The organism is Alcanivorax sp. (assembly GCF_002726155.1).
Lineage (GTDB): Bacteria > Pseudomonadota > Gammaproteobacteria > Pseudomonadales > Alcanivoracaceae > Alcanivorax.
Window position 1 is genome coordinate 109,413 of the sequence record NZ_PBSH01000039.1, and the last position, 12,850, is coordinate 122,262.

The window sequence follows — 12,850 nt, forward strand, 5'->3', positions numbered from 1 at the left end:
TTGGTTAGTTACGAGTTACGAGTTACGAGAAGCGAGAAGCGAGAAGCGAAAACCCGGGGTGGGTTTGTTTTTCGATACTCGTCACTCGTCACTCGTTTCTCGCTTTTTGGCAGTGAAGGTTCGGTAGGCGCAAACGCTGATCAAGCGTCTGCTGACTTTTCCAGCTCGGCCACCTGTTTCTCCAGCGCTTCCAGTTTTTCCCGGGTGCGCAGCAGTACTTGCTGCTGGATATCAAACTCTTCCCGGGTAATGAGATCCAGCCGGCTGACCGTTTCCGCCAGCACACTGCGCACGTTGCGTTCCACTTCGCTGCGCAGGCCACCCAGGTCGGTGGGCAGGCGGCGGCTGATGTCGGCCATAAGGCGGTCGATAAAAGGCTGATCGGGCATGACAACGGCGTCCTTGTAATGATGCGCGGATGGTAGCACGGTGTGCGGGGGCGAGGCACCGGGTGGCGCCGGGCAGTGGTTCTGCACCAACTTGGAACTCGCCCCATTGTGGTGCGCTATAATGGCGCGCTCGGTCTGGATGTTGAATCCGGACTGTGATGTAAATCCCTGAAAAAGCATGATTTTCTAAAACTGGCATGGGTCGTGCACTATTTGGGTCAGAGCGTTCGCGCAAGCTGTGGATCGGGAACCATAACGGGGCTCGAAGAGAAACGGACGTCACCGGACGCGGTGAAAGCTGAGGAGAAAGAAATGAAACTGGTTACTGCCGTAATTAAGCCGTTCAAACTGGATGACGTGCGTGAAGCACTCTCCGAGATTGGCGTGCAGGGCATCACTGTTACCGAAGTGAAAGGCTTTGGACGTCAGAAAGGTCACACCGAGCTGTACCGGGGTGCCGAGTACGTGGTGGATTTCCTGCCCAAGGTAAAAATCGAAGTGGCCATTGCCGAGTCCAGCCTGGACCAGGTGATTGAAGCCATCGCGAAAGCCGCTAATACCGGCAAAATTGGTGACGGCAAAATCTTCGTTACCTCCCTTGAGCAAGCGATTCGTATCCGTACCGGTGAAACCGGCGAGGACGCGATTTAAGTTTTACCGTGTTTTGAATTGACCCATGCCAGGGCTTTAGGAAAACACGCTTCCATTTTCGGAGGGTTGCATTGTGGAAAACCAAATTTTTGAACTGAAATACGCGCTGGATACATTTTATTTCCTGATTTGTGGCGCGTTGGTCATGTGGATGGCGGCAGGTTTTGCCATGCTTGAAGCGGGCCTGGTGCGTGCCAAAAACACCACCGAAATTCTCACCAAGAACGTGGCCTTGTTTGCCATTGCCAGCACCATGTACATGGTGTGCGGTTACGCCATCATGTACGACGGCGCCATCTTCCTGTCCGGGATTGTGGGTGACGGTGTTGCCGGTGCAGAAGAAGCGGCGACCTACGCGCCTTCTGCGGACTTCTTCTTCCAGGTTGTGTTTGTTGCAACCGCCATGTCCATCGTATCCGGTGCTGTGGCAGAACGGATGAAGTTGTGGGCATTCCTGGTCTTTGCGGTCGTGATGACCGGTGTTATCTACCCGCTGGAAGGTTCCTGGACCTGGGGCGGTGCGGATGTCTTCGGCCTGTATAACCTGGGCGATCTGGGCTTCTCTGACTTCGCCGGTTCCGGCATCGTACACATGGCGGGTGCTGCTGCTGCCCTGGCTGGTGTGCTGTTGCTGGGTGCTCGTAAAGGCAAGTACGGCCCGAACGGTGAAGTGCACGCTATCCCGGGTTCCAACCTGCCGCTGGCGGCACTGGGTACCTTCATCCTGTGGTTGGGCTGGTTCGGCTTTAACGGTGGCTCTGTGCTGGCAACGTCCAGTGTGGGCGACTCCAACTCGGTTGCGGTTGTATTCATGAACACGAACGCCGCTGCTGCTGGTGGTGCCATTGCTGCGCTGATCGTTGGCCGTATCCTGTTCGGCAAAGCCGACCTGACCATGCTGCTTAACGGCGCCCTGGCTGGCCTGGTAGCGATCACCGCCGAGCCCTCTACACCGACTGCCCTGCAGGCGACCCTGTTCGGTGCCCTGGGTGGTGTGCTGGTGGTATTCAGCATCCTGACTCTGGACAAGCTGAAGATTGATGATCCGGTAGGTGCGATCTCCGTACACGGTGTGGTTGGTTTCCTGGGCCTGATGCTGGTGCCGGTAACTAACCCGCTGACCGATGACGGTGGCGCCAGCTTCTCTGGCCAGCTGATCGGTGCTGTGACCATCTTCACCTGGGTGTTCGTCGCAAGCCTGGTGGTGTGGGGTATCCTGAAAGTGGTAATGGGTATCCGCGTCAGCGAAGAAGAAGAGTACGAAGGCATGGATATCGCAGACTGCGGTATGGAAGCCTACCCTGAGTTTGTGAAGGGTTAATAAGAGACGCAAAAAGCAACACGCGTCATGCAACACGAAAAGCCCCGGCCAGTTGGTCGGGGCTTTTTCAATTTTGTTGGCTCTCGAAAACCGACGAAAACGCTGTAGGAGTTCCCTTCCAGGGGACGAACCGTGAGAAGTCAGCCCGGCTCCAGCAAACCTTCGAGCATTCCTGTTAGCCGTTGGTTCGTCCCCTGGAAGGGAACTCCTACAGGATCTCTTTGTGTGTTCGTGCGCAGCTGCCTCTGTCGTTGAACGTGGCATTCTCTCCCTGTGTTATCATCCCTCCCTTTCCGGCCAGCTGATGTATGCACCATGACCGAACCGACTGTTATTCGCCTGCGCAAAAATGAAGAGCGCCGCCTGAAGGCGGGCCATCTGTGGGTCTACGCCAACGAAATTGATACCCGGCAAACCCCACTCAAGGATTTGTCTGCCGGTACCTGTGTTGTGGAAGACAGCCGTGGCAAGCCTCTGGGCCGTGCCCTGCTTAGCCCCCATTCGCTGATTGCTGCTCGCCTTTACAGCCGTGATGTTAAGCAGGCGTTGTCGCGCAGTTTTTTCAAGAAGCGGATTGAGCAGGCGCTGACCTTGCGCGAGCAATTGTTTGATGATGCCTGTTACCGCTTGATCTACGGCGAAGCCGATGGCCTGCCTGGCCTGGTAGTGGATCGTTTCCATGACGTGTTGGTGGTGCAGACCGGCTCCGGTGCCATGGAAGCGCACCTTGAGGTGATTGTCAGTGCCCTGGATGCGGTGCTGGCGCCGACTCACATCATTGCCAAAAACGAAGCGGCCGCCCGTGAGATTGAAGGGCTGGATCGTTACACCAAGGCATTGAAAGGCGAGATGCTGGACGAAGTCAGCCTCACGGAAAACGGTGCCAAATTTGTAGCACCGTTAGCGGAAGGGCAAAAGACCGGGTGGTTCTACGATCACCGTGTTGCCCGCCAGAAAATGCAGGCCCTGGCCAAGGGCGCTCGCGTGCTGGATGTGTTCAGTTACTGTGGCGGTTGGGGCGTGCAGGCCGCATTGGCCGGAGCGGAATCGGTAACCTGTGTGGATGGTTCCGAAGTCGCCACGGATTATGTGCATCGCAACGCAGAGCTGAATGGTGTCGCTGACACGGTGGGCAGCATTCAGGGCGATGCGTTTGCGGCCATGAAGCAGTTGATCGCGGATGGGGAAAAGTACGATCTGGTGGTGCTGGACCCGCCGGCGTTCATCAAGCGCAAAAAAGATTTCAAGAATGGCCTGGCCGGTTATCACGCCATTAACGAGCTGGCCATGCGTTTGGTAAAACCGGGTGGCTATCTGGTGTCCGCGTCTTGTTCCATGCATATGCCCGCAGAGCGTTTGCTTGATGTGGTGCACAGCAGTGCCCGACACATTGATCGCAGTATTCAGGTGGTGGGCTATGAAGGGCAGGGGCCGGATCATCCGGTTCACCCGGCCATTGCGGAAACCGCGTACCTGAAGACCTGGTTCTGCCGGGTGCTGTTCAGCCTGTAGAGTGGTTACGAATGGATTTCGTCTTTGCCTTTACCGCCCTGTTCCTGAAAGCCATGGTGTTGGGCGCCCCTTTTTTTGCCGGCTTCCTGGTGGTGATTGTCGGGCTCGGGCAATGGGTGGGGTATCGCGAAGGCTGGAGCCGGTTTGATGCGTTCTACTGGTCGATGATCACAGCGCTGACGGTGGGGTATGGTGATCTGCGCCCGTCGCGTAAAAGCACCAAGTTCATGGCGATACTGGTAGCCATTGTGGGGATCATGTTCAGCGGGGTCTTTGTGGCGGTAACCGTGGCGGCAGCCACCGAAGCCTTCAGGACCTATATGATCGGTGCCTGAAGGCGGTGCCTCTTCTCTAGCCCAGTTTTTCCAGCATGGCCGCCATGTTGGTGCGTACCACTTCAATGGCTTTGTAGGGGCGGATCATTACTTTGAAGTCGACGATTTTTCCGTCGTCATTCCAGGTGATCATATCCACGCCATTCACTGCGATGCCATCCAGTTCCAGGGCAAACTCCAGCACGGAATGCTGCCCGTCATTGATTTCCCGCACATAGTGAAAGCTGTCGTTGGCCAGCACGTGCATGGCTGCGGTCAGGTAGGCCGTGGTGATGGGTTTGCCAACCTGTGGCGTGTGCACCAGCGGTGAATGGAATACCGCCTGGTCCGCAATCAGCTCGCTGAGCGCCTGAGGGTCCTGGCTTTTGACGACGGCGTGCCAGGCTTCAATATTCGCCATGGTGTCTCTCCTTGTTTATCCGCGTTGGCTCAGGCCGCATTCAGTGCGCGGCGGGCCTGTTGGTATTCTTCGCTGAGTTTGGCGATGGCATCGCTGGCGCTTTGCACTGCATCTACCGCGCCGATGCCCTGGCCGCAGCCCCAGATATCTTTCCAGGCTTTCTTGTCGGAATTGCCGCCGGAACCGAAGTTCATGGCCGAGGGATCGCTTTCCGGCAGGTTGGCCGGGTCCATGCCGGCGTTAACGATGGAGGGAGCCAGGTAGTTGCCGTGCACACCGGTGAACAGGTTGCTGTAGACGATATCGGAGGCGTTACTGTCCACGATCATCTGTTTGTAGGCAGCGTCAGCGTTGGCTTCCTGAGTGGCGATGAACAAGGAGCCGATGTAGGCCAGGTCTGCGCCCATGGCTTCAGCAGCGAGTACAGAGGGGCCGCTGGCGATGGAGCCGGACAGGGCCAGCGGGCCGTCGAACCAGCTGCGAATTTCCTGCATCAGCGCGAACGGGGACAGCTGCCCGGCGTGACCACCGGCGCCCGCGGCGACAGCGATCAGGCCGTCGGCGCCTTTCTCAATGGCTTTGTGGGCAAAGTGATTGTTGATCACATCGTGCATCACCATGCCACCCCAACCGTGGACGGCCTGGTTCACATCTTCACGGGCGCCCAGGGAGGTAATCACCATGGGCACCTTGTACTTCTCACACAGCTCCAGGTCTTTTTCCAGGCGATCGTTGGAGCGGTGAACAATCTGGTTTACCGCGAACGGTGCAGCGGGCTGGTCCGGGTGGTCCCGATCCCAGGCGGCCAGTTCTTCGGTAATGCGGTGCAGCCATTCGTCCAGCTGTGACAGCGGGCGGGCGTTCAGTGACGGGAACGAGCCGATGGCGCCGGCCTTGCACTGGGCGATCACCAGGTCCGGGTTGGAAATGATGAATAGCGGTGAGCACATCACCGGCAGGCGCAGGCGAGAGCGAATTTCAACGGGCAAAGACATGACGGTGTCCTCAATCTGAGCCCCGAATGTCATGCGGGGCGGGGTCCGGGCCACCGGGAAATGGGCCCGGTGGGATAAATATACGAAGTAAAATTTACACCGTATATTTATAGAGTCAAGCCCGGCCGATACCGAGACTGAGCGAAGCGGTCAGGAATCCAGGGTAGGGGGCGTGACCTGCATGCCGGCATAGAGGGTGCGCATGATCTTTTCACGCAAGGTATCGCCGTTCATGCCGCGCAGGCCGCTGGCCAGTTCCAGCACCACGATGCCGTGGAGCGTTGCCCAGAACATATACCCGATCAGTTGGGCGTCGCCCTTGAGCAAGCCCGCCTCAATCATATCGCGCACATAGCCCACCATGGTTTCCTGGGCGCGGCCATTGGCGGCCTGCAGCTCCGGGTAGCGGTCTTCGTCGGGCTGGGTAAAGGAGAAAATCAGCTGGTAGGCCGCTGGGTAGGCCTTGGCAAAGTCCACGTAGGCATCGCCTACGGCGCGGCCCTTGCTACGGGCGTCCGGGGCATTGGCGACGGCGGTCTCAAGGGCGGTGGAGAAGCGATTGAAAGCGGCAGCGCGGACCGTGGCCAGAATTTCATCCTTGTCGCGGAAATAGCGATAGGGGGTCATGGGGCTGACGCCCACTTCGCTGGCGATCTGGCGCATGGTCACGTTTTGCGGGCCACGTTCGATGAACAGCCGCGTAGCTGCCTCGCATACAGATTCACGAAAACGCGCAATCTCGGCCTCGGTTTTTGCTTTTTTGGCCAACGCAGGGCTCCACGGCAAGAGTAACGCGTACAGTGTAAAGCATGTGGTGGTGATGTGCCTGACGCGCGATAAACAAACCGGCATAGATATTGAAAGGCATACAGAGTCGGCATTAACGCTGGCGAACAGAGAGGTAATCGCGTGCCTTTACCCCCGGACTTTATGCATGCCCGCGTGGATGCAGTGAGAAACAAGCTTAATGTGCAGGTCTGCAGCCTGTACCAGGCTGATGGTCAGCAGCAGACGCTGGAAATTGTTGCCACCAGTGGCCTCAATCAGCGTGTTCTGGGCGCCACCCTGGCATACAGCCAAGGGCTGACCGGCAAGGTGGCCCGAACGCGCCGTGCAGTGGCGGCCCGGGACATCCAGGCGCACATGGATTACTTCTATGTGCCGGGCTCTGACGAGGAACATTTTCGCAGTTATCTGGGCATTCCCCTGGAGTACGACAGCGTGCTCTATGGGGTGCTGGTGGTGCAGACCCGGGTGAAGAAAACGTTTTTCCTGAAGGACATTAAGGAACTGCACAGCGGCGGTCGGGATTTACTGGATGCGCTGAAACTGGGTGCCCGGCAGGCGGGGTAGACGCGGTTGTGAGCGCCGGGCTACCTGCGGTGGCTCCTACTCACTGGCCAGCCAGCTAAGCGCGTCTTTCTGCTCTGCCCATTCGAAGACTTTGACCTGGCCGGGAATCAAGGCACTGGCCTGCTGGACGGTGTTGCGGATCCAGTCATGGCTGGTGACGACCGCAATCCGGTGCCAGCTTAGCGGGTGTCTCAAGCCAACTAGGGCATCTTGCAGCATGGCCCCGGCGGAGAAATTTTCGAAAGTGGGGCCGATTTCATACAACACATTGATCTTGTCGTGCTGGCTCAAAGCCCCTTCGATGGCAGGAGCCAGCACTTTGCGGTAGTCCTCGGCGGTGAGTTCGCCGTGAGCGCTGACGCCAACGGTATCGCCGGGCAGATTGTCGATCAGTTCCAACATAAATGCCTCCTTGGCATGGGAACGCCTTCGTGGTCTGGTTATCATGCCATGGTTACTGGCCAGGAATATTTCAAGTGCCCGCTGTACTGATCGTAGAAGATGAGCCGCGCATTGCCGAACCGTTGATGTTTGCGCTGGAGCGTGAGCATTTTGCGGTGACTCACGTGACCTTGGGCCAGCAGGCACTGGACGCGGTCGCGGCGAGTGCGGTGGATCTGGTGGTTCTGGATGTGGGGCTGCCGGACATGAATGGCTTTGATGTGCTCAAACAGTTGCGTCAGCGCAGTGAGCTGCCGGTGCTGTTTCTCACCGCTCGCCAGGATGAAGTGGACCGGATTCTGGGGCTGGAACTGGGGGGCGATGATTACGTCACCAAGCCGTTCAGCCCCCGTGAAGTGGTGGCTCGCATTCGGGCGATTCTAAAACGCCTGGCGCCGAAATCGGATGCCGACATCGACACCGATAAAACAACGCCGTGGCAGGTGGATGACAGTGGCTTTCGGGTCTTCTTCCGGCACACCGAATTATCCCTGACGCGTTCGGAATACCGCATTCTGGCGACCATGGTGCAGCGACCCGGGCAGGTATTCAGTCGTGCCCAGTTGCTGGATATCTGCGACAGCGACGAAGACAGTTTCGAGCGGAGCGTGGATACCCACATCAAGACCTTGCGCGCCAAATTGCGCCCGCTGAATGGCGACCACCTTATCGTGACCCGGCGCGGTATCGGTTATCTGCTGGATACACCATGAAGCTCGGTCAGCGCCTGCTGGTATTCTATTTCCTGATCCTGGGTCTGGTGGGCTGGTTCGTGCTCGATCTGGTGTTTGGGCAGGCCAAGCCGCTGGTGCGCCAGTCTGCAGAAGAAACCCTGGTGGATGCGGCCAACCTGTTGGCCGAGATTGTGGCCAGCGATGCCCGCGATGGGCAGATCGTGATTACTCCTGCTTTGCGCGATGCCTTGAATCGTTATGCCGGGCGCACGCCGGATGCGGATATCTGGGGGTTAAAGAAAACGCGCATCCACACTCATGTGTATATCACCGGCCCCAGCGGCACGGTGCTGTTTGATTCCCGTGGCCAGGATGAAGGAAAGGATTTTTCCCGCTGGAACGATGTGCACCTGACCCTGCAGGGGCGCTATGGCGCCCGCACTACACGCAGTGATCCACAGGATCCATCTACCTCGATAATGTACGTGGCCGCGCCGATTCGTGATCAGGGCAGCCTGATTGGTGTCATCAGTCTGGGTAAACCCGGGCGTGCCATTGAGCCTTTTGTACAGCGTGCGGAACGTTATCTGATGCTCTACGGCGGCCTGGCGCTACTGGTCTGTTTATTGTCGGGTGTGCTGCTGGCCTGGTGGCTCAGTCGCCGGGTCAATCGGTTGCGACGCTATGCCGAAGCGGTGGCCAACGATGAACGTCCGTCACCGCCGCGCTTTCGTGGCCACGATGAAATTCGTGACCTTGCAGATGCCGTCACCGCCATGCGTCGTCGCCTGGAGGCGCGGGCGCAGCTGGAAGATAACGTGACCCTGCTGACCCATGAAATGAAAAGCCCGTTGGCGGCGATTCGTGGTGCCGGGGAAATTCTCGCGGATGAAGTGAAGGAACCCGCGTTGCAGCGGTTTACCGACAATGTGATTCATGAAAGCCAGCGCCTCAGTGACCTGTTGGATAGATTGCTGGCCATGGCACGGTTGGAAAAACTGGAAAGCCTGCCGGCTCGCAAAACTTCCGTTTCGGTTTCTGCGTTGGTGCAGGAGTGGCGGCGTAGCCGCTATGCGTTGCTGGCCGAAAAGCAACTGGAAATCAGCGTGAATGAGGGCTCCCTGCAGGCGGAAGCGGAAACTTTCAAGCTGGCCCTGTTCAACCTGCTCGATAACGCCCAGCGTTTTGCCAATGAAAACACCACTATCACGGTGCATGTGGAGGCGGCTTGCCTGACAGTCACCAACACCGGCCCCATGATTCCTGACTATGCGCTTGGACGTGTCACTGAGCGTTTCTATTCCTTGCCGGCGCCGGGCCAGGAAAAGAGTTCAGGCCTGGGGCTGGCCATGGTCAACGAAATTGCCAGCCTGCACGGTGGCAGCCTCAAGCTGGAAAACGCCCATCAGGGCGTTCAAGCCAGGCTAACTCTCCCCGAATAACCCCTACCGTAGGCGCGTCGCTGGTAGCGCGAGAAGCGAGAAGAAAAACCTGACCCGGTTTTCGAAACTCGCAACGACGCTTCCCCACACAATCCCCACAAAAACCCCAAGCAGGTTTCGCACACTGGCTTTTCCATAGGAGGCGTCATTTGTGGGAGAGAAACCATGCGACCCAATCTGTTATTGAAAATGTTCACCATTGCCGGGCTGATGCTGGTGCTGGTGGTGCCGCTGTTGATGATTCAGGGAAAGATCACCGACCGTAGCAATGAAGCCCTGCAGGTCAAACACCAGATTACCCGGCAAGTGAGTGGTGAGCAGCAGATCAGTGGGCCGCTGATTGTTGTGCCCAGAACCCGTAAACAATTGGTGGAAAAACGCGACTGCCGCAGTGGTGAAACCTGTACGGCCATCGAGCACAGGCAGGTACTGGATAGCCAGATTCCGGACACCCTGAACATTGATGGCGAGCTGCAAAGTGAAATGCGCTATCGCGGTATTTACGGCGTGCCGGTATACCGAAGCCTGTTGCACATCGAAGCCGTGTTTCCTGCCAACTGGCAGCAAGTGAGTCAGCCGCAACAGGTGGTGTCGTCACAGGCGCCGTTGTTGCTATTGCAGATTCAGGACTTGCGTGGGCTGGTGGAGCGGCCACAAATCCTGGTCAATGATGTGCCGTTGCCCTTGGTGGAAACCGAGCAGTTGCCGGATGGCGTGGGCGGCAATGCGGTGGCTGTGGCACTGCCAGATGATTTGACCGGGGCTTTTACCGTCAAGGTGCGTTTGAACCTGAACGGTACGGAATCACTCGGTACGCTACCGCTGGCCAAGGAAACCCGCATGTCACTTCGGGCCGATTGGCCGCACCCCAGCTTTGAAGGGCTGGTGCTGCCGGTGGAGCGGGAGATTACCCCGGAAGGGTTCACCAGCCAGTGGCGTACCAACAGCCTGGCGGCGGCCAGTGTGATCCACTGCGCTCGGGGTGATGCGGCTTGCGGTGACAGTGGTCAGGCACTGCGGGTGCGGTTGGTGCAGCCGGTGACCGGGCTTCTCTCCAGTGAGCGGGCACTGAAGTACAGCTACCTGATTGTCGGGCTGGCTTTCGCGGCTTTCTTTCTGTTTGAGGTGTTGCGCCGTTATCCATTACACGCCATGCAATATCTGTTGGTCGGTCTGGCGCTGGCCATGTTCTATCTGCTGCTGGTGGCACTGAGTGAACATATAGATTTTGTGTTGGCGTATCTGGTGGCCGCGTTATCGTGCTGTGCGCTAATCGGCGTCTATCTGATGGCGGCCATGCGCTCCCTCACCGCTGGCTGGACTTTCGCCTTGAGCCTGCTGCTGGTGCAAGGGTTGATCTACGGGATTCTTATGGCCGAAGACTATGCCTTGTTGCTGGGAGCCTTGTTGTTGTTTGCCGCCTTGGCGGCGGTGATGGTGGTGACGCGCCGGTTGGACTGGTATGCCTTTGCCGTGCCTGGCAAGGCCGCCGCCAAAGTGCAGGCGAGTGCGGCCAGTGCCGAGAACGGTAACGCACCGTGAGTGGCGATGAGCTGGGGCATATTGCAACGCTTGTACGGGCCGCCAGGCGGTTCCCCCGCCATCGCCAGTGCTTGCTTCGGCGAGCGTTACGCATCGCCCAGCAAGCTCTGTCCTGCAATGCAGAGAATCGTCTGGCGATGCGGTGGCTTGGGGTGATCTGGTGGCAATTGGGTGAGCGGCGTCGGGGCAGGGCTCTGCTTTATGCCGCAGAAGTGAAAGCGTTGCGTGGCGTGTCTTGAATCAGTGTTGGCGGGGGAAGGGTCTGGTGCGGTAAATGTATTGTATATTGCGGTTTTTTTACAATTGGGCTATCAATGGTCTGGAGGCAGGGATGCCAGTGGTCGGGCTTAAGGCATCGTTGGCTCGTCTTTATATAACAGGGAGAAAGTTATGAACAAGAAAATTGCCACGCTTGCATTTGCCACCCTGATGGGGACCACGGGTCAACATGCCTTTGCGGATGCGCCCTCGTTCAACTACGTGCAGTTTGACTATGTTGTATCCGGGGACTCGGAAGTTAGCGAGGGCGGCATGTCCGAGTCGTTTGATCTTGAGCAGGGATTCGGTCTACAAGGCGGATTCGAGATCGGTGACTATGTCATGGTAATGGGCCGGCATTTGTCGCTGGACTATGAAGATGACCTGGGGTTTGCATTGGGTGAAGCTGATAATGCTGTGTTCAACGACATGACATTTATTGGTGTCGGTGCGCATATTCCGGTGGCGGATATGGTCGACCTTTATGGTGCAGTCGGGTTCAGCCGGCCAACGTTCATTGGTATTGCCGGTGAGGGGTATGGTCTGGAAGTCGGCGCCCGTGCCAACTTTGAAATGGTGACCGCATCACTTTGGTACAACATGGGTGACACGGATACCAAGATCGGCACGGACTCTCTGGATATTGACCCGGAATTGTTAGGTCTGGATGTAGCCATCGCCTTCGCCCCTGATGCGCCAGAGCTGGTGTTGGGGTACGTTGATGCGACCCACGAACTCGAGATTGACAACGATAAACTTGACCTGGATTACGACCACTTCTCCATCGGCGTCAGAAAATCTTTCTGATCTTTTCAGGGCGGGGCCCAAGGCCCCGCTGCCTTAAATGCATGACTATGCTGCTAAATCCGTTTATTCCTTTTCCTTTCCGTAAGCCCGCAGGAACATATCCACCACTTGTTCGGCATGGGGGCGTGCTTCATCGGGTGTCATCGGCTGGTTACAGCCAATAATCACACGCATATGCTCACAGCCTTGCAGCAGGCTGAAGAAATTCTCTGCCGCCTGTTTGGGGTTGTCCGCCTGCAATCGGCCCGTGTTATTGCCGTTGCGTACCAGGTTTTCCATGGCGGTGATGGTGCGTTGCGGGCCAGCTTCAAAAAACAGTCGCGACATGGCCGGGTCCTGAGTGGCCAGGCTGCCCATGAGCCGCTGTAGCTCAATCACTTCCGGGTTATGGATAAGCTCGAGAAACGCCAAACCAATGTTGATCAAGGTGGTGCGAATCGGCAGTGCCGGGTCCAGCTCGAAGATCGGTACGGGCAGCATGTTGTGACATTCCGCCTCAATCGCTGACGAAAATAACGTTTCCTTGTCACTGAAATGGCTATACACCGTGAGTTTGGAGACGCCAGCCTGTTTCGCCACGGCATCCATGCTGGTGCCGGCAAACCCCTGCCCCAGAAACAGCGTCTTCGCCGCCTCAAGGATAGCGGTGCGTTTGGCCGGGTCTTTGGGGCGGCCGCGCGGATTGGGCTGATCAGGGGAGGCGGTATCGGTCATATTTCAATACTGGACG

Annotated in this window: 15 protein-coding genes; 9 read left to right on the plus strand and 6 right to left on the minus strand. The window is 57.6% G+C overall.

The window, feature by feature from the left end; genetic code table 11:
- Positions 1 to 140: 140 nt before the first annotated feature.
- Positions 141 to 389 carry an accessory factor UbiK family protein gene (locus tag CL546_RS12290; protein WP_039926478.1) on the minus strand — a complete coding sequence of 83 codons (249 nt, stop codon included), beginning with the start codon at positions 387 to 389 and terminating at the stop codon, positions 141 to 143.
- A 312-nt stretch (positions 390 to 701) separates the two neighbouring features.
- Here CL546_RS12290 and glnK point away from each other — a divergent pair, with 312 nt between their 5' ends.
- The 4 genes from glnK (at position 702) to CL546_RS12310 (ending at position 4,208) form a co-directional block, all read left to right on the plus strand.
- Positions 702 to 1,040 (plus strand): P-II family nitrogen regulator, encoded by a 339-nt coding sequence (gene glnK, locus CL546_RS12295; RefSeq protein ID WP_008930504.1) that lies wholly within the window; start codon positions 702 to 704, stop codon positions 1,038 to 1,040.
- A gap of 73 nt (positions 1,041 to 1,113) precedes the next feature.
- Positions 1,114 to 2,361: an ammonium transporter gene (locus CL546_RS12300; RefSeq protein WP_290495382.1), complete on the plus strand. Its 1,248-nt coding sequence runs from the start codon at positions 1,114 to 1,116 to the stop codon at positions 2,359 to 2,361.
- A gap of 315 nt (positions 2,362 to 2,676) precedes the next feature.
- Positions 2,677 to 3,873, plus strand: coding sequence for a class I SAM-dependent rRNA methyltransferase (locus CL546_RS12305; protein ID WP_290495384.1), 1,197 nt, complete (start codon positions 2,677 to 2,679; stop codon positions 3,871 to 3,873).
- A gap of 11 nt (positions 3,874 to 3,884) precedes the next feature.
- Positions 3,885 to 4,208, plus strand: coding sequence for a potassium channel family protein (locus CL546_RS12310; RefSeq protein ID WP_290495386.1), 324 nt, complete (start codon positions 3,885 to 3,887; stop codon positions 4,206 to 4,208).
- A gap of 16 nt (positions 4,209 to 4,224) precedes the next feature.
- Here the strand turns inward: CL546_RS12310 and CL546_RS12315 are convergent, their stop codons facing one another.
- The 3 genes from CL546_RS12315 to CL546_RS12325 form a co-directional block, all read right to left on the minus strand.
- A complete protein-coding gene (locus CL546_RS12315; protein ID WP_290495388.1) occupies positions 4,225 to 4,608 on the minus strand; it encodes a nuclear transport factor 2 family protein in 384 nt (127 codons plus the stop codon).
- Positions 4,609 to 4,637: 29 nt separating this feature from the next.
- Positions 4,638 to 5,603, minus strand: coding sequence for an NAD(P)H-dependent flavin oxidoreductase (locus tag CL546_RS12320; RefSeq protein ID WP_290495390.1), 966 nt, complete (start codon positions 5,601 to 5,603; stop codon positions 4,638 to 4,640).
- Positions 5,604 to 5,753: 150 nt separating this feature from the next.
- Complete coding sequence (locus CL546_RS12325; protein ID WP_290495392.1) at positions 5,754 to 6,371, minus strand: TetR/AcrR family transcriptional regulator; 618 nt, start codon at positions 6,369 to 6,371, stop codon at positions 5,754 to 5,756.
- A 141-nt stretch (positions 6,372 to 6,512) separates the two neighbouring features.
- Between CL546_RS12325 and CL546_RS12330 the strand changes: the two genes are divergently transcribed.
- Positions 6,513 to 6,956: a GAF domain-containing protein gene (locus CL546_RS12330; RefSeq protein ID WP_290495394.1), complete on the plus strand. Its 444-nt coding sequence runs from the start codon at positions 6,513 to 6,515 to the stop codon at positions 6,954 to 6,956.
- 36 nt (positions 6,957 to 6,992) lie between these two features.
- On the opposite strand, the gene CL546_RS12335 is transcribed toward CL546_RS12330, so the two are convergent.
- Positions 6,993 to 7,358, minus strand: a complete 366-nt coding sequence (locus CL546_RS12335; protein WP_290495396.1) for a SpoIIAA family protein — start codon at positions 7,356 to 7,358, stop codon at positions 6,993 to 6,995.
- Positions 7,359 to 7,432: 74 nt separating this feature from the next.
- Between CL546_RS12335 and creB the strand changes: the two genes are divergently transcribed.
- The 4 genes from creB (at position 7,433) to CL546_RS12355 (ending at position 12,120) form a co-directional block, all read left to right on the plus strand.
- A complete protein-coding gene (creB, locus tag CL546_RS12340; protein WP_290495398.1) occupies positions 7,433 to 8,110 on the plus strand; it encodes a two-component system response regulator CreB in 678 nt (225 codons plus the stop codon).
- Positions 8,107 to 9,513, plus strand: coding sequence for a two-component system sensor histidine kinase CreC (gene creC / locus CL546_RS12345; RefSeq protein ID WP_290495400.1), 1,407 nt, complete (start codon positions 8,107 to 8,109; stop codon positions 9,511 to 9,513). Before creB ends, creC begins: the two co-directional genes overlap by 4 nt.
- A gap of 165 nt (positions 9,514 to 9,678) precedes the next feature.
- On the plus strand, positions 9,679 to 11,055 hold the full coding sequence (gene creD / locus CL546_RS12350; protein ID WP_290495402.1) for a cell envelope integrity protein CreD: 1,377 nt from the start codon (positions 9,679 to 9,681) through the stop codon (positions 11,053 to 11,055).
- Positions 11,056 to 11,445: 390 nt separating this feature from the next.
- On the plus strand, positions 11,446 to 12,120 hold the full coding sequence (locus tag CL546_RS12355; protein WP_290495404.1) for a hypothetical protein: 675 nt from the start codon (positions 11,446 to 11,448) through the stop codon (positions 12,118 to 12,120).
- Positions 12,121 to 12,183: 63 nt separating this feature from the next.
- On the opposite strand, the gene CL546_RS12360 is transcribed toward CL546_RS12355, so the two are convergent.
- On the minus strand, positions 12,184 to 12,834 hold the full coding sequence (locus tag CL546_RS12360; protein ID WP_290495406.1) for a TetR/AcrR family transcriptional regulator: 651 nt from the start codon (positions 12,832 to 12,834) through the stop codon (positions 12,184 to 12,186).
- Positions 12,835 to 12,850: the final 16 nt, after the last annotated feature.

Bases quoted from the DNA above. Each gene is read 5' to 3' on its own strand.
- CL546_RS12290 (WP_039926478.1), bottom strand. From the start codon at position 389: ATGCCCGATCAGCCTTTTATCGACCGCCTTATGGCCGACATCAGCCGC.
- glnK (WP_008930504.1), top strand. From the start codon at position 702: ATGAAACTGGTTACTGCCGTAATTAAGCCGTTCAAACTGGATGACGTG.
- CL546_RS12305 (WP_290495384.1), top strand. From the start codon at position 2,677: ATGACCGAACCGACTGTTATTCGCCTGCGCAAAAATGAAGAGCGCCGC.
- CL546_RS12310 (WP_290495386.1), top strand. From the start codon at position 3,885: ATGGATTTCGTCTTTGCCTTTACCGCCCTGTTCCTGAAAGCCATGGTG.
- CL546_RS12315 (WP_290495388.1), bottom strand. From the start codon at position 4,608: ATGGCGAATATTGAAGCCTGGCACGCCGTCGTCAAAAGCCAGGACCCT.
- CL546_RS12320 (WP_290495390.1), bottom strand. From the start codon at position 5,603: ATGTCTTTGCCCGTTGAAATTCGCTCTCGCCTGCGCCTGCCGGTGATG.
- CL546_RS12335 (WP_290495396.1), bottom strand. From the start codon at position 7,358: ATGTTGGAACTGATCGACAATCTGCCCGGCGATACCGTTGGCGTCAGC.
- creC (WP_290495400.1), top strand. From the start codon at position 8,107: ATGAAGCTCGGTCAGCGCCTGCTGGTATTCTATTTCCTGATCCTGGGT.
- creD (WP_290495402.1), top strand. From the start codon at position 9,679: ATGCGACCCAATCTGTTATTGAAAATGTTCACCATTGCCGGGCTGATG.
- CL546_RS12355 (WP_290495404.1), top strand. From the start codon at position 11,446: ATGAACAAGAAAATTGCCACGCTTGCATTTGCCACCCTGATGGGGACC.
- CL546_RS12360 (WP_290495406.1), bottom strand. From the start codon at position 12,834: ATGACCGATACCGCCTCCCCTGATCAGCCCAATCCGCGCGGCCGCCCC.